Annotated in this window: 10 protein-coding genes; 7 read left to right on the top strand and 3 right to left on the bottom strand. The window is 72.7% G+C overall.

The window, feature by feature from the left end; translation table 11 throughout:
- Window positions 1-226: 226 nt before the first annotated feature.
- Complete coding sequence (locus ACIBUY_RS25305) at window positions 227-751, top strand: flavodoxin domain-containing protein (RefSeq protein ID WP_399153791.1); 525 nt, start codon at window positions 227-229, stop codon at window positions 749-751.
- A gap of 82 nt (window positions 752-833) precedes the next feature.
- On the opposite strand, the gene ACIBUY_RS25300 is transcribed toward ACIBUY_RS25305, so the two are convergent.
- Entirely contained in the window at window positions 834-1916 is a 1083-nt protein-coding gene (locus tag ACIBUY_RS25300; protein ID WP_399153790.1) for an ABC transporter substrate-binding protein, read from the bottom strand.
- A gap of 218 nt (window positions 1917-2134) precedes the next feature.
- Between ACIBUY_RS25300 and ACIBUY_RS25295 the strand changes: the two genes are divergently transcribed.
- The 3 genes from ACIBUY_RS25295 to ACIBUY_RS25285 are packed head-to-tail and all read left to right on the top strand — an operon-like array spanning window position 2135 to window position 6877.
- Window positions 2135-3031, top strand: a complete 897-nt coding sequence (locus tag ACIBUY_RS25295; RefSeq protein WP_399153802.1) for an oxygenase MpaB family protein — start codon at window positions 2135-2137, stop codon at window positions 3029-3031.
- Window positions 2992-5283 (top strand): tetratricopeptide repeat protein, encoded by a 2292-nt coding sequence (locus tag ACIBUY_RS25290; RefSeq protein WP_399153789.1) that lies wholly within the window; start codon window positions 2992-2994, stop codon window positions 5281-5283. Before ACIBUY_RS25295 ends, ACIBUY_RS25290 begins: the two co-directional genes overlap by 40 nt.
- 37 nt (window positions 5284-5320) lie before the next feature.
- Window positions 5321-6877, top strand: a complete 1557-nt coding sequence (locus ACIBUY_RS25285) for a phytoene desaturase family protein (RefSeq protein ID WP_399153788.1) — start codon at window positions 5321-5323, stop codon at window positions 6875-6877.
- Between the two features lie 3 nt (window positions 6878-6880).
- Here ACIBUY_RS25285 and ACIBUY_RS25280 read toward each other — a convergent pair whose 3' ends face one another.
- On the bottom strand, window positions 6881-8674 hold the full coding sequence (locus tag ACIBUY_RS25280; RefSeq protein ID WP_365579624.1) for a serine hydrolase: 1794 nt from the start codon (window positions 8672-8674) through the stop codon (window positions 6881-6883).
- Window positions 8675-8844: 170 nt separating this feature from the next.
- Between ACIBUY_RS25280 and ACIBUY_RS25275 the strand changes: the two genes are divergently transcribed.
- Window positions 8845-9951 (top strand): nitronate monooxygenase family protein, encoded by a 1107-nt coding sequence (locus tag ACIBUY_RS25275; protein ID WP_365579626.1) that lies wholly within the window; start codon window positions 8845-8847, stop codon window positions 9949-9951.
- A gap of 213 nt (window positions 9952-10164) precedes the next feature.
- Window positions 10165-11721, top strand: coding sequence for an acyl-CoA synthetase (locus tag ACIBUY_RS25270; RefSeq protein ID WP_399153787.1), 1557 nt, complete (start codon window positions 10165-10167; stop codon window positions 11719-11721).
- Between the two features lie 30 nt (window positions 11722-11751).
- Here the strand turns inward: ACIBUY_RS25270 and ACIBUY_RS25265 are convergent, their stop codons facing one another.
- Complete coding sequence (locus ACIBUY_RS25265) at window positions 11752-14166, bottom strand: penicillin acylase family protein (RefSeq protein WP_399153786.1); 2415 nt, start codon at window positions 14164-14166, stop codon at window positions 11752-11754.
- A gap of 117 nt (window positions 14167-14283) precedes the next feature.
- Between ACIBUY_RS25265 and ACIBUY_RS25260 the strand changes: the two genes are divergently transcribed.
- The gene (locus ACIBUY_RS25260; RefSeq protein ID WP_399153785.1) at window positions 14284-15795 is read left to right on the top strand and encodes an acyl-CoA synthetase; all 1512 of its coding nucleotides are present in this window, start codon (window positions 14284-14286) and stop codon (window positions 15793-15795) included.
- Window position 15796: the final 1 nt, after the last annotated feature.

Genomic DNA, 15796 nt, shown 5'->3' with positions numbered 1-15796 from the left:
CGTACTGGATGTACTTGGGTCTGCGCCCGGTGAGGCGAGAGTGCGTGCCAGGCGTCGCGGGGCAGGAGGGATCTGAGAGACAGGCCCTAGGCGGCACCTCCCGCCTCTCTGCCGCCCCGACGTGCTGCGACCGGGGCCCGGGACGTGCCGCCCGCGCCATCGGCTCGATCTCACGGCGCTGGTCACCGACAGCTGACAGTCGTGGCTGCGAAGGGAGTTGATCCGCATGCATGAGCACATCGCACGTGTTCTGGTCACCTACGGTACGGCGAACGGCTCGACGCCGCAGATCGCCGGCGCCATCGCCGACGTCCTGAACAAGGCCGGGCTGCGGGCCGAGCCGCGCCTGGCCCGTTTCGTGGCGAGCGTGGAACCCTATGACGCGGTGGTCCTGGGCAGCGGGTTGTACGCCGGACACTGGCACCGGTACGTGCGGCGCTTCGTCCGACGCCATCGCCGAGCCCTGTCCGAGCGCCCGCTGTGGTTGTTCAGCAGCGGACCGCTCGACGACTCGGCGTCGCGGGGCGACATCCCGCCGACTCCGAGCGTGCGCCGGATCGCCGACCAGCTGCACGCCCGTGAGCACGTCACCTTCGGCGGTTGCCTCAAGGAGAACGCGCAGAGCCGGGGCGCCCGCATGCTGGTGCGGTCCGGCAAGGGCGGCGACTTCCGGGACTTCCCGGCGATCGAGCAGTGGGCGGAGCACGTGGCCGACGAGATCCTCCTCGCCTCCTGGCAGCGAACGCGCTAGCTCGTCAGGGAGCGACCACCACCGGGCACCGGCTGTGCGCGAGAGGCGCGTGCCACCCATGGCGAGGGCACACGGACCCTGCTCACCCGGTGCGCAGGACGCGGAAGCGGCCGGGCGCCGCCGGATCCCGGTCGACGACCTGGACCGGCGGTCCCGCCCACTGCCACACGCCGTCGCCCGGCGCCCGGGAGAACCGGATCCGTCCCCGGGTCCCCTCGACGGCCACCTGCGGCCAGGCCGCGGCGACGCGCTCGCGGTCCGTGCCGTGGGCGCGCAGCACCGCGGCGAGCACGGTGACCGTGTCGTACCCCTCGAGGGCGACGAAGGAGGGCGCCGCGGCCAGCCGTTCGCGCAGGGCGCTCTCGACGCGGGCGCCGAGCGGGCCGAGGTGCTCGGGCAGATAGCGCAGGAACGGGATCGCGGTCCCGTCCGTGCCCAACTGCGTCGCCCAGGCGGCGAACTCCGGCTGTCCGGCCGGAGCGCCGATCAGGACGTCCGCCAGGCGCGGATCGCTGCGCACGGACGTCACGATCGGCACGGCCGGTTCCGGCTGGCCGACCAGCAGCAGGAGGGCGCTCGCGCGCTGCTCGACGAGCGCGTCGCAGACGGCCCGCGGGGTGAGCGCACGCATGTCGAGCTCGACGAGGCAGCCGCCGCGCGCGGCGAGCCGGTCCCGCAGGATCCGCGTCCCGCAGGCCCAGTAGACACTCGGCTGGGTCGCCACGGCCACGCGGCGGTGGCCCGCGTCGAGCAGGAAGTCCGCGTAGACCCGCCAGCCCCGGGACTGCGGCGGGGGCAGCCGCGCGACCCGGGGCGTCGGCCGCTCCGTGAGCGCGTCGAGCACCGCAGACGAGCAGAGGTACGGCACACCGAGCGCGTCGGCCCGGTTGGCGGCGGTGCGCGCGACGACGCTGTGGTACTCGCCCGCCAGCGCGACCACGCCCGCACCCGCAAGCTCGTCCACGGCCGTCGCGGCCCGCTCCGGATCCGCCGCGGTGTCCCGGACCAGCAGCTCCAGCGGGCGTCCGCCGATCCCGCCGCCGTCATTGACGTCGCGGACGGCCAACTCCATTCCCGCGAGCAGGTGTTGACCGGCCTCGACCCAGCCGGGCGGCGTCAGCGGAGCGAGCGCGCCGATCCGGATCGGCGAGAGAGACGTACTCATGTCCGGTGTATGGAGGTCCGGCGTCTTCATGTCCTGTCCCGCCGCGCCGGGGACATCGGGCATACCTGGGTGATCATGCCGGACATTGCATCCGCCCCTGCCGCCGCCGGGCAAACGAATATCCTGGTCATCGGGGAGACGGCGACGGGAGGCGCGACGTGGCGCAGGCGGGAGCGGCGGACCCGGGTCTCTTCGGGCCCGATTCGGTGACGTGGCAGATGCACGCCGACCCCATGATGTGGGTCGCGGGCGTACGGGCCCTCTACTTCCAGGCGCTGCACCCGCGTGCCGTGCGCGGCGTGATGCAGAACTCCGACTTCCGGCGCGACGCGTGGGGTCGCCTGATGCGCACCGCGAGCTTCGTCGGGACGACGACGTACGGCACCGGCGAGGCGGCCGAGAAGGCGGGCGCGCGGGTACGCAAGATCCACCGCATGCTGGGGGCCACCGACCCGGACACGGGGGAGCGCTACGGCGTCGACGAACCCGCGCTGCTGCTGTGGGTGCACTGCGCCGAGATCGACTCCTATCTGCACGTCGCCCGCCGCTCCGGCTTCCGCCTCACCGAGGCGCAGGCCGACCGGTACGTCGCCGAACACCGCACCAGCGCCCGCCTCGTCGGCCTCGACCCGGCCGAAGTGCCGGGCAGCCAGGCCGAGTTGGTGGCGTACTTCGACACGGTGCGGCCCGAGCTCGCCGCGGGCCCGGAGGCACGCGAGGTCGACGACTTCCTGCAACGGCCGCCGACCCACCCCCTGTTGATCCCGGCGCGCGAAGCGATCTGGCGGCGCGTGGCGAACCTGGCGTACGCCTCCCTGCCGCCGTACGCCCATGAGCTGTACGGGCGGCGCGCTCCCGCCCCCGCCGTGGTCACCCGCCGCCTGCGCGTCACGGGCACCGCACTGCGCTGCGTCCCCGCCCGTGTGCGCTGGCAACTGCCCCCGAAACACATCCTGCGCGCCATGGCACGACTCGGTCCCGACACCCGCCCGGCACCGTACAAAGTCGGCAGATGGGTAGCCATACTGGACGAGCCGGGGAGGGCGCAGCGAGGCGACGGGGGCGACAGCGGGACATGGCGGAGCCGGGGGACACGCGGGACGACATCAGGCTGATCCACGGGCGGTACCGGCTGCTCGATCTGATCGGCCGCGGCGGCATGGGCGAGGTGTGGCGCGCCCGCGACGAATCGCTCGGGCGGCACGTCGCCGTGAAGTGCCTCAAGCCGCTCGGGCCGCAGCGCGACCAGTCCTTCACCCGGGTGCTGCGGGAGCGCTTCCGCAGGGAAGCGCGCGTGGCCGCCGCCCTCCAGCACCGCGGGATCACCGTCGTGCACGACTTCGGCGAGTACGAAGGCATCCTGTACCTCGTGATGGAGCTCCTCGAGGGCAAGAACTTCAGCCAGCTCCTCGAGGAGAACCGCCACCACCCGCTGGCCGTGGACGACATCGTCGACATGGCCGAACAGATCGCCGCCGCCCTCGCCTACACCCATGAACAGGGCATCGTGCACCGCGACCTGAAGCCCGCGAACATCGTCCGCCTCGCCGACGGCACCGCGAAGATCTGCGACTTCGGCATCGCCCGCCTCGGCCACGACATCGGCTTCACCGCCCGCCTCACCGGCACCGGCATCGCCATGGGCACCCCGCACTACATGTCGCCCGAGCAGATCGGCGGCACACACGTCGACCAGCGCAGCGACCTGTACTCGCTCGGCTGCGTCCTGTACGAGATCGCCACCGGCGCACCCCCGTTCGACCTCGACGACGCGTGGGCCGTGCTCGTCGGACACCGCGACACCCTGCCCGAGCCGCCGCGCAGCCACCGGCCCGAACTGCCCGCGTACGTCGACCGGATCATCCTCGACCTGCTCGCCAAGGACCCCGAGGAACGGCCGCGCGACGCACGGGAGTTGGGCAGGCGCATCGCCGCCGGACGCGGTTCGCGCGGACTGTACGTGCCCACGGTCCGCGCCCCGCAGGTCGCACCGCCGCGCACCGACACCCAGGTCGTCGCCGAACAGCCGGGATCGCGCGAGCCGCGGCTGCCGTCGTGGACCCGCGGCATGACCACGGGGCACAAGGCCACCGGCGGCACCGGGCTGCGCGCCACGCCGCCCGACGCCGCCTCCGGACTCGCCGGGGAGTGGATCCCCCGGCCCGCCGCGAGCGCCCGGCACCGGACGACCCCGGCCGGGAGCGGCGAACGGCCCACACCCGCACCGGAGTTGCTCACCCGGCTCGCCTCCCGGCACAACGCGGGCCTCAGCCTCGGCCGGCTCGGCCGCTGGGCCGAGGCGGGCGAAGTGCACCGCGCGGTCGCCGCCGAGCGGGAGCACGCGCTCGGCCCCGATCACCCCGACACCCTCGCCAGCCGCTACGAGGTCGCCTTCACCCTCAGCCGCACGGGGCGCGCCGCCGACGCACTGCGCGAGTACCGCCGGGTCGTCGACGGGCGGGAGCGGGTCCTCGGCCCCGACCACCCCGAGACGCTCGGCGCCCGGCAGGAAGTGGCGTACGTCCTCGGGAAGCTGGGCCGCCACTTCGAGGCCCACGAGGCGTACACGGCGGTGCTCGCCGCCCGCGAGCGCGCCATGGGGCCCGAGCATCCCGACACGCTGCGCTGCCGCCACAACCTCGCCTTCAACCTCAGCCGCCTCGGCCGCCTCGAGGACTCGTACCGGATGGCGAGCGAGGTCGCCGACGCGCGCGCCCGCGTCCTCGGCCCCGATCACCCCGACACCCTGGTCACGCGGTGCGAAGTCGGCTACACGCTCGGCCAGTTGGGGCGCTGGAGCGAGGCCCTGCGCGCGTACCGCGAAGTCGCCGTGGCGAGGTCCCAGGCGCTCGGCCCCGACCACCCGGACACCCTCGCCGCGCGCTACGAGGTGGGCATCAGCCTCGGGCGGCTCGGCCGCAGCGCGGAGGCGCTCACCCTCTACCGCGACCTGATCGACGACCGGACCCGGGTGAGCGGCCCCACCGACCCCGAGACCCTGCGGGCCCGGCACGGGCTCGGCGTGAACCTGGGGCGGATGGCCCGCTGGGAAGAGGCCCTGGCCGAGGCGCGCGACGTGTGCGCGATCCGGGAGCGGGTGCTCGGCCCCGAGCACGTCGACACCCTCATCAGCCACCGGGAGGTCGCGGTCGGGCTCGGCTGGCTGGGGCGGTGGCAGGACGCGCTGGTCGAGTACCGGACGGTGGCCGCGGCCAGGGAGCGGGTCCTCGGGGCGAGCCATGCGGACACTCTGGCCAGCCGTAACGACGAGGCTCATTGTCTGGAGCAGCTGGGGCGGGGGACCGAAGCTGTTGAGTTGTACCGCCGGGTCGCCGCGTTGCGGCAGAGCGGCCAGAGCCGGGGCTGAGGGCTTGCTTTTGCCGCGGGGCGTGTTACCAAGAGCCATGCGCACAAGGGATCAGTACGACGTCGTCATCGTCGGCGGTGGGCACAACGCCCTGGTCGCCGCCGCCTATCTCGCCGGCGCCGGCCGCACCGTCGCCGTGCTGGAGCGGCTCGGGAACACCGGGGGCGCCGCCGTCTCCACCCGGCCCTTCCCCGGTGTGGACGCCCGCCTGTCCCGGTACTCGTACCTGGTCAGCCTGCTTCCGCAGAAGATCGTGAGCGACCTGGGGCTCGAGTTCGCGGTGCGCAAGCGGACCGTGTCCTCGTACACGCCGGACGTGCGGGGCGGCCGGGCGACGGGCCTGCTCGTCGGCGGCGGGCAGGCCCGCACGCGCGAGGCGTTCGCCCGACTCACCGGCGGGGAGCGGGAGTTCGAGGCGTGGGAGCGGTTCTACGCACGCACGCGCCACGTCGCCGAGCGCGTCTTCCCCACCCTCACCGAACCGCTGCCGAGCCGTGCCGCGCTGCGTGAGCGCGTCGGTGACGAGGAGGCCTGGCGGATGCTGTTCGAGGAGCCCATCGGGGTCGCCGTCGAGGAGCACTTCGCGGACGACCTGGTGCGCGGCGTCGTTCTCACCGACGCGCTCATCGGGACCTTCGCCGACGCCCACGACCCGACCCTCGCCCAGAACCGCTGCTTCCTCTACCACGTCGTCGGCGGCGGCACGGGCGACTGGGACGTGCCCGTCGGCGGCATGGGCGCGCTCACCGACGCCCTCGCCGGGGCCGCCCGGGCGGCGGGCGCCCACCTCGCCACCGGGCACGAGGTGACCCGCGTCGCGACCGACGGACAGCGCGCCGAGGTGACGTACAGGACTGCGGACGGCGAGGGCACCGTCGCCGCCCGGCACGTGCTCGTCGGCGCGTCCCCGCAGGAACTCGCCCGGCTCCTCGGCGACGTCCCGCCGTCCCCCGCCGAGGGCGCCCAGCTCAAGGTCAACATGCTGCTGAAGCGGCTCCCGCGGCTCAAGGACACGTCCGTCGACCCGCGGGAGGCCTTCGCCGGAACCTTCCATGTCGCCGAGGGGTACGGGCAGTTGGCGACCGCGTACGCCGAGGCGGCCGCGGGCTCCCTGCCGAGCGCGCCGCCCTCGGAGATCTACTGCCACTCCCTGACCGACCCGACGATCCTCGCCCCCGACCTCGTCGCCCGCGGCTTCCAGACGCTGACCCTGTTCGGACTCCACACCCCGGCGCGGCTGTTCACCCGGGCCGACGACCACGACAGCGCCCGTGCCGCCCTGCTCAAGGCGACCCTCGCGCAGCTCGACGCGCATCTCGCCGAGCCGATCGAGGACTGCCTGGCGACCGACGCCGACGGCCGCCCCTGCATCGAGGCGAAGACCCCGCTCGACCTGGAGCGGGACCTGCGCCTGCCCGGCGGCAACATCTTCCACCGGGCCCTCGCCTTCCCGTACGAGCAGGAGGGCACCGGGCGTTGGGGTGTGGAGACCGCCCACGCGAACGTGCTGCTGTGCGGGGCGGGAGCCGTGCGCGGCGGTGGCGTCAGCGGCATCCCCGGGCACAACGCCGCGATGGCCGTCCTCGGGAGGTAGCCGTCAGTCCTGCGACGGGGTCCAGCCCACCGCCTCGATGCGGGAGGAGTCGGCCGGGCGGGCCTCGTCGAAGACGACGCGGTGGCCGTCGGTGACGCGGACGCCGTCCACGTAGACCCCGCGGCCCACGTACAACTGATCCGTCGTGTAGCGCCAGCGCACCCGCGTCGACGCCGCGGCGAAGCCGGAGAGGTCCGCGGTCAGACGGTGCCAGGTGCGGCCCGCGTAGCCGTCCGCCGAGCCCGTCGGATGGGCGTCGTCCCGGTCCGTGGCGAAGGGGAGCGCCTTCCAGGTCGAGCCGCCGTCCGTCGACACCTCCAGGAAGAGGAAGTCGGAGTGCGGCTCGGTGTCCCACCACAGCGCGCACGTCAGACGCGCGTCGGACGCGGTCAGTCGCACGTCCGGCAGCGTCAGGGTGGCCGACGCGGCGCTCGCCATGCCCGAGAACCAGGCGGTGCGCCCGTGCGCGGGACGGACCGCGACGGCGCGCGCCATGTTGTTGCCCGCGGCGACCCGGGGAGCGGAGCCGGATCGCCAACTGCGCACGGGGTGGACGGAGTTGCCGAGCACGATGAGGAAGGAGTCGGTCGTCGGGTCGAGCACGAGGGACGTGCCGGTGAAGCCCGTGTGGCCCGCGGTGCGCGGCGTGGCCATCGCGCCCATGTACCAGTGCTGGTAGAGCTCGAAGCCGAGGCCGTGCTCGTCGCCGGGGAACGCCGTGTTGAAGTCGGTGAACATCAGCTCCACCGACTTCTCGGTCAGGATGCGGGACCTGCCGTACACCCCGCCGTTGAGCAGGGTGCGGCCGAGGACCGCCAGGTCCCACGCGCAGGAGAACACCCCGGCGTGGCCCGCGACGCCGCCGAACCCGAACGCGTTCTCGTCGTGCACCTCGCCCCACACCAGGCCCCGGTTCATGCCCGACCACGGCGCCCGCTCGTCCTCCGTCGCCGCGATCTTCGGCTTCCAGGAGGCGGGCGGGTTGTAGCGGGTGCGCGTCATGCCGAGCGGCTCGGTGACCCGCTCGCGCAGCAGGACGTCGAGGGCCTTTCCGGTGAGCTTCTCCAGGACCAGCTGGAGCGAGATGAGGTTGAGGTCCGAGTAGAGGTAGACCTTGCCCGGCGGGTTCTGCAGCGGCTGCTTCCAGATGAGCTGCACCTGGGCCTCGTGCGTGGGCGCGTTGTACAGCGGGATCCACGGGGTGAACCCCGAGGTGTGGGTGAGCAGTTGACGGATGGTCACGTCCTGCTTGCCGCCGCCGGCGAACTCCGGCAGGTACGAGGCGACCTTCGCCTCCAGTTCGAGCGCGCCGCGCTCCATCTCCTGCACCGCGAGGATCGACGTGAACAGCTTGGACACGGAGGCCAGGTCGAAGACGGTGTCCTCGGCCATGTCGATCTGCTGGTCCGCGGGGAACTCGACGCCGGTGTCGGTCGCCTCGTCGTAGTGCGAGTAGCGCACCGCCTTGCCGATCGGCTGGTGCAGCGCCACCGTGCCGCCGCGGCCCGCGAGCAGCACGGCGCCCGCGTACCACGGGTGCTTGGGGCCGCCGGGATAGGGGGCGAGGAACTTCTCGGCGTCCACGACCAGTTGGCGCAGATGCCCGGCCAGCAGACCCGCCCGCTCGGGGGAGCCGCGGCGCAGGGTCGGGCGGTGCCGCGGCTGCTTCTCGGCGGCGGCCGCGGGACCCGCGGGGAACGGGGCGAGGGCGAGCGCGCCGCCCAGCGCGAGCCCCGCCGCGCCCAGTCTGCGCCGGGTGAGTCCGCCGCGTGATCTGTCCTGGTCCCCTGCGCTCATGAACAGGCCTCCTGAAAGTATCTTTCGGGATCTCGATCGACGGGTGAAACTTTCATGTCAGAGCTGCCGCGTGTCAACCACCGGGCGCCGCGTGATCGGCGCGTGAAGAATCTGACGCTGCATCAGAAAACCTCTTCCGTCGGCAGGTTGACTGCGGCATCCTGCGCCCTATGCAGACGGAGCTGAGCAAGAAACTGGGGATCGAGCACGCCGTCTTCGGCTTCACGCCGTTCCCTGCGGTGGCCGCCGCCATCAGCAGGGCGGGAGGCTTCGGAGTGCTCGGTGCGGTCCGCTACACGGCACCCGACGACCTCAAGCGCGACCTGGACTGGCTGCACGCGCACGCCGAGGGCCGTCCGTACGGGCTCGACGTCGTCATGCCCGCGAAGAAGGTCGAGGGCGTCTCGGAGGCCGACGTCGAGGCGATGATCCCGGAAGGCCACCGGCAGTTCGTCACGGAGACCCTCGCCAAGCACGGGGTGCCCGAGCTCGCCGAGGGCGAGGCGTCCGGCTGGCGCATCACCGGCTGGATGGAACAGGTCGCCCGGAGCCAGCTCGACGTCGCCTTCGACTACCCGATCAAACTCCTCGCCAACGCGCTCGGTTCGCCACCCGCGGACGTCATCGCCCGCGCGCACGACCATGACGTCCTCGTCGCCGCCCTCGCGGGCAGCGCCCGGCACGCGCGCAAACACGCCGACGCGGGGATCGACATCGTCGTCGCCCAGGGGTACGAGGCGGGCGGCCACACCGGGGAGATCGCCTCCATGGTGCTCACCCCCGAGGCCGTCGATGCCGTCGACCCGCTGCCCGTGCTCGCCGCGGGCGGCATCGGCAGCGGGCAGCAGGTGGCGGCCGCGCTGGCGCTCGGCGCGCAGGGCGTGTGGCTGGGCTCGGTGTGGCTGACGACGACCGAGGCCGACATGCACTCCGAGGCCCTGACCCGCAAGCTCCTCGCGGCGGGCTCCGGCGACACGGTGCGCTCCCGCGCGCTCACCGGGAAACCCGCTCGGCAATTGCGTACCGAGTGGACGGACGCCTGGGACGACCCGGCGGGGCCCGGCACGCTGCCCATGCCGTTGCAGGGGCTGCTGGTCGCCGAGGCGGTCTCGCGGATCCAGAAGTACGAGGTCGAGCCGCTGCTCGGCACTCCCGTGGGGCAGATCGTGGGCCGGATGAACGAGGAGCGCAGCGTCCAGGCCGTGTTCGACGACCTGACCCGGGGTTTCGAGAAGGCGATCGACCGGCTCAACCGGATCGCCGGGCGGGGCGCCTGAGCGTCGCAGGTCAACCGGTCTCGTGGCGGGTGCCGCGCCGTGGTGGCTGGTCGCGCAGTTCCCCGTGCTCCTGAGATGGCGCACTTCGTGCGCCATCTCAGGAGCACGTACCGGGGAGGGCGGCGGCGCAGCCGCGACGAGGGCCGCACTCGGCAACGACACAGGAATCGGCAGACGAGAAGCCGTACGCACACCCACCAGAAGGGACGCACCATGCCCGATCAGAACCCCCCGAACGGCTTCTGGGCCCAAGCCGCGGCCGACCCCGAGCGCACCGTCCTGTTCGCCCCGGGAGGGGAGGAGTGGAGCGCGGGGCGCCTGCACGCGGCCGTCAACAAGATGGTGCACGGCCTGCGCGAGGCCGGGATGGAGCGCGGGGACGCGTTCGCCGTCGTCCTGCCCAACGGGGTCGAGTTCTTCACCGCCTACCTCGCCGCGTCCCAGGCCGGCTTCTACCTCGTCCCGGTCAACCACCACTTCGTCGGCCCGGAGATCGCCTGGATCGTCGCCGACTCCGGGGCGAAGGTGCTGATCGCGCACGAGCGGTTCGCCGAGCAGGCGCGGCTCGCCGCCGACGAGGCGAAGCTGCCCGCGACGCACCGGTACGCCGTCGGGGACATCGACACGTTCCGGCCGTACGACGAACTCCTCGACGGGCAGAGCGAGTTGCCGCCCGCCGACCGGACCCTCGGCTGGGTCATGAACTACACCTCGGGAACGACAGGACGTCCCCGCGGCATCCGCCGCCCGCTGCAGGGCAAGCTCCCCGAGGAGGCGTACCTCGGCGGCTTCCTCGGCATCTTCGGCGTCAAGCCCTTCGACGACAACGTGCACCTCGTCTGCTCGCCGCTCTACCACACGGCCGTGCTCCAGTTCGCGGGCGCCTCGCTCAACATCGGGCACCCCGTCGTCCTCATGGACAAGTGGGCGCCCGAGGAGATGCTGCGCGTCATCGACACGTACAAGTGCACGCACACGCACATGGTGCCGACCCAGTTCCACCGCCTGCTCGCGCTGCCGCAGGACGTCAGGGACCGCTACGACGTGACCTCCATGCGGCACGCCATCCACGGCGCCGCGCCCTGCCCCGACCACGTCAAGCGCGCCATGATCGACTGGTGGGGGACCTGCGTCGAGGAGTACTACGCGGCGAGCGAGGGCGGCGGTTCGTTCGCCACCGCCGAGGACTGGCTGAAGAAGCCGGGCACGGTCGGAAAGGCCTGGCCCATCAGCGAGTTGGCGATCTTCGACGACGACGGGAACCGGCTGCCCGCCGGTGAACTCGGCACCGTCTACATGCAGATGAAGACCGGCGGATTCTCGTACCACAAGGACGAGACGAAGACGAAGAAGAACCGCATCGGCGACTTCTTCACCGTCGGCGACCTCGGCGTCCTCGACGAGGAGGGCTATCTCTTCCTGCGCGACCGCAAGATCGACATGATCATCTCCGGCGGCGTGAACATCTACCCGGCCGAGATCGAGTCGGCGCTGCTCACGCACCCCGCCGTCGCCGACGCGGCCGCCTTCGGCATTCCGCACGACGACTGGGGCGAGGAGGTCAAGGCCGTCGTCGAGGTCGTCGAGGGGCGCGAGGCGTCCGAGGCGCTGGCCGCGGAGATCCTCGCGCACTGCGAGAGCCGGCTCGCGGGCTACAAGCGGCCCAAGAGCGTCGACTTCATCGAGACGATGCCCCGCGACCCCAACGGCAAGCTGTACAAGCGGCGGCTGCGGGACCCGTACTGGGAGGGGCGGACGCGCACCATCTGACGCCGCCCCTCCGCATGGGTGCGCGGCGTGTCAGCCGCGCACCCGCACCACCCTCAGCGCGGGCGAGCGCAGGATGTCGCGCTCGCAGAACCGTTCCGTGACCCACTTCTTCCGGGAGAAGAGGCGCGTCTGGTCGCTGTAGTGCGGCGAGTCGGGGTTCGAGGACTGGGAGTACGTGAGCAGCGTGCGTGCCACCGGGCACCGGCCGCCGTCCCAGCCGACGGCCTGGATGTAGCTGGAGCCGGCCACGACCTCCGTGTACCCCCCGGCCTTCGGGTCCCACGTCGGCTCGACCTTGTTCCACACGCCGAGTGACTCGGTGCCGCCGTGCACCGGGATGCGGTCGGCGCCGCGCGTCACGAACTGGTTCTCGCCGAGCCTCGCGTCCAACGCGATGCCCGCGGCGCGCAGTTCGGACACCGCGTCGGCGAGCGCCCTGGTGAATCCGGGCTGTGTCGTGTCGAGGGTGTTCGGGGTGCGGACGGGGTCGGCGGCCGAGAACGGCACCTTCCACAGCTTGTCCGCGCCCACCGCCGCCGTCAGCTTGCGCCAGAACCGGTCGAAGAGCAGGGCCCCCCGGCTGTCGGTGCCCATGGTGTGGTCCCACGCGGCGAGGACCGTGCAGGCCGCCGACACGTCAACTGCCGTGCCGTCACTGCCCGTTGCCGTACCCCCGGGCAGCGCGGCGCAGGCCTTCGCGGTGTCCGCGGCCGCCAGGTCGGCGGCCGGCACCCGGTCCGCGAACTGCTGCTTCTGCAGGTCCGCGACCGTCAGACCGCCGCGGCCCGCCATCGCCGCGACGTCCTCGACCGCGCCCCGCGTCCGCATCGAGCGCGGCGTGCCGACCGTCCCGAAGACCCGCTCGTACCCGGTCAGCGGCCGGTCCGTATTGGCAAGCCAGGCACTGTCGTTGGAGTTCTCCGCGTACGGGGCGTCCTTGAGGACCGGCATCTTCGAGGGACCGAAGATACCCGGCTGCACCGCGTCCTTGTCCCGGCCGAGCGCACAGTCACCGCGCGAACCGTCAAGGACGGCGACGCCCGATGCCGGATACGTCACCTTGCCGAGCGGCGTCGAGCAGCGCGCGGCCAACTCGTCGGTGATGCGCGGCAGTACTTGTGACTGCGTGAACAGCGAGTGCCCGCGCGAGTCCGCCGCGACCGTGTTCACCCACGGAATGCCCTGCGTGCGGCGCAGCGCCCGCAGGATGTCGTCCGTCGACCGTGCCTTGCTGAAGCCGAGGGCGGTGTCAGAGGCCCGCAGGTTGAGCGCGTTCGGGTCGTTCAGCGCGTACGCCGTCGTCGCCGTCCAGGGCAGCGGCAGCTGGGCGCCGAGCGAGGTGACGACCGGGCCGTAGCGGGTCCACCACTGGGTCCGCGTCACGTCGGCGCCGCCGCTCACCGGTACGGTCACGGTCCGCCGCGTCATCCGCTCCCGCTTGCCGTCGACGACGTACGCCGTCGGGTCGGACGGGTCGAGGGTGAGCTGGTGCAGGTTGAGCGTGACGCCCGTCGCGACCGTGTGGCTCCACGCGACGCTCGCGTTGTGCCCGATGGAGACGCCGACGGTGCCGAGCAACGAGCCGCCCATGACGTCGAGTTCGCCGGGGATCGTCTGCTGCGACTGCCAGAAGCGTCGGCCGCCCTGCCACGGATAGTGCGGATTGCCGAGCAGCAGCCCGCGCCCGTTCGCCGTCGCGGCGCCGCTGAACGCCACCGCGTTCGAGCCCATGTCGGAGGACTCCTGGGAGAACAACGCACGCGCGGCGTCCGCCAGTCGGGACGTGTCGGCGGGCGCCGCAGCGGGCGTCCCCGTCGTCGGCGGCTGCGCGGCCGTGATGCCGTCGATGCCGCGCCCCTGCCCGCCGAGCACCGAGATCGCGAAGCCGCGCGCCGCCACGTCGAGCGTCGTCACCGGCTTCACCCAGTCCGCGCCCCTGCACGCCGGGTCGGTGATGCGGTTCTGCTTCAGCCACGCGTTGTACCCGGCGGCCCAGCCGCGCATCGCGTCCCTGACGTCCTTGCCGGGACCGGCCGGAGCGGGCGTGGCGAGCAGCTTCTCCACCGTGCGGGTCTCGCGCACGCCGCGGAAGTACAGGTCGCTGGAGAGGTTCTTCGTCGCCGACGACAGCGAGCCGTCGGGCGCCGCGTCCGGCCCGAACCAGCGCGAGCGCTCGCCCCGTACGGTCAGGAACCCGTCGGCGAGCGTGCACACCTGGTCCGCGGCCTGCGCCCAGCCGGTGCCGAAGCCCAGGTTCGCGTAGTCCTTGGCGAGGATGTGCGGAATGCCGTACTCGGTGTAGCGGATCGTGGCGGACAGGCCGCCGCCGTGCGGGTGCTCGGGCCGGCCGGCCGCGGCCGACGGCAGCGAGGCCGTGGCGGTCAGCGCGGTCAGCAGAGCGATCCCGACGACCGCGAGGCGCCATTGTCTCGGGCGGGTGCGCATCGTGCTCCCAACTGCAGTACGGACAGAGGCGGTTGAGCGTACCAAGCGGTATGTCGCCTGCCGAGAGCCCGGCGCAGGCGTCTTGACCTGGCGTCCGGCGACGCACAGGATCACGCCATGGCGAGGAATCCGGCAGCCGAAGCAGCGGGCAGCACCGTCGACTCCGTGCTGCGGCGCAGTGCCCGCCGCACCCCGGCGCGGGTCGCGCTGCGCTACGGGCCGCGCACCTGGACGTACGAGGAGCTGGACGACGCCGTCTCCCGCGCGGCCGGCGTCCTGCGCGGGCTCGGCCTCGCGCCGGGCGACCGGGTCGGCGCCTACGGGCACAACTCCGACGCGTACCTCATCGGCTTCCTGGCCTGCTCCCGCGCCGCACTCGTGCACGTCCCGGTCAATCAGAACCTGACCGGCGACGACCTCGCCTACCTCGTCCACCAGTCGGGCAGCGCGCTCGTCCTCACCGACCCGGACCTGGTGCACCAACTGCCCGACGGAGCCCGCTCGTTGGCGCTGCGCGACGCGGACGACTCGCTGCTCGCGCGGCTCCCGGCGGCCGCACCCTACGACGGTGCGCCGCCGCACGCCGACGACCTCGCACAGCTCCTCTACACCTCGGGGACCACGGCACTGCCCAAGGGCGCGCGGATGTCGCACCGGGCCCTCGTCCACGAGTACGTCAGCGCGATCCACGCGCTGGACCTGAAGGACACCGACCGCCCGGTCCACTCGCTGCCGCTCTACCACTCGGCCCAGATGCACGTGTTCCTGCTGCCCTACCTGGCGATCGGTGCCACGAACACGATCCTGGACGCGCCCGACGCCGGACGGATCCTCGCGCTCGTGGAGGCGGGGGAGGCCGACAGCCTCTTCGCGCCGCCGACGGTGTGGATCGGCCTGTCCCGGCACCCCGACTTCGCGAGCCGTGACCTCGGCGGGCTGCGCAAGGCGTACTACGGCGCGTCGATCATGCCGGTGCCCGTCCTGGAACGGCTGCGCGAGCGGCTGCCGCACCTCGCCTTCTACAACTGCTTCGGGCAGAGCGAGATCGGCCCGCTGGCCACCGTGCTCGGGCCCGACGAGCACGAGGGGCGGATGGACTCGTGCGGGCGACCGGTCCTGTTCGTCGAGGCGAAGATCGTCGATGAGGAGGGCAAGGACGTGCCCGACGGCACGCCCGGCGAGGTCGTCTACCGCTCCCCGCAGCTGTGCGACGGCTACTGGGACAAGCCCGAGGAGACCCAACAGGCCTTCCGTGACGGCTGGTTCAGGTCCGGGGACCTCGCCGTGCGGGACGGCGAGGGCTACTTCACCGTCGTCGACCGGGTGAAGGACGTCATCAACTCCGGGGGCGTCCTGGTCGCCTCGCGGCAGGTCGAGGACGCCCTCTACACGCATCCGGCCGTCGCCGAGACCGCCGTGATCGGGCTGCCCGACGAGCGCTGGATCGAGGCCGTCACCGCCGTGGTCGTCCGCAAGGACGAAGTGACGGAGGCCGAACTCCTCGCCCACGCACGGGAGAAGCTCGCCCACTTCAAGGCGCCCAAGAGGGTCGTCTTCGTGGACGAGCTCCCGCGCAACGCCAGCGGGAAGATCCTCAAGCGCGAACTCAGGGACCGGTTCGCGGAGTAGG

This window comes from Streptomyces sp. NPDC050085, assembly GCF_044460595.1.
In the GTDB taxonomy this organism is placed as follows: Bacteria; Actinomycetota; Actinomycetes; order Streptomycetales; family Streptomycetaceae; genus Streptomyces.
This window is presented reverse-complemented; position numbering and strand designations above follow the sequence as displayed.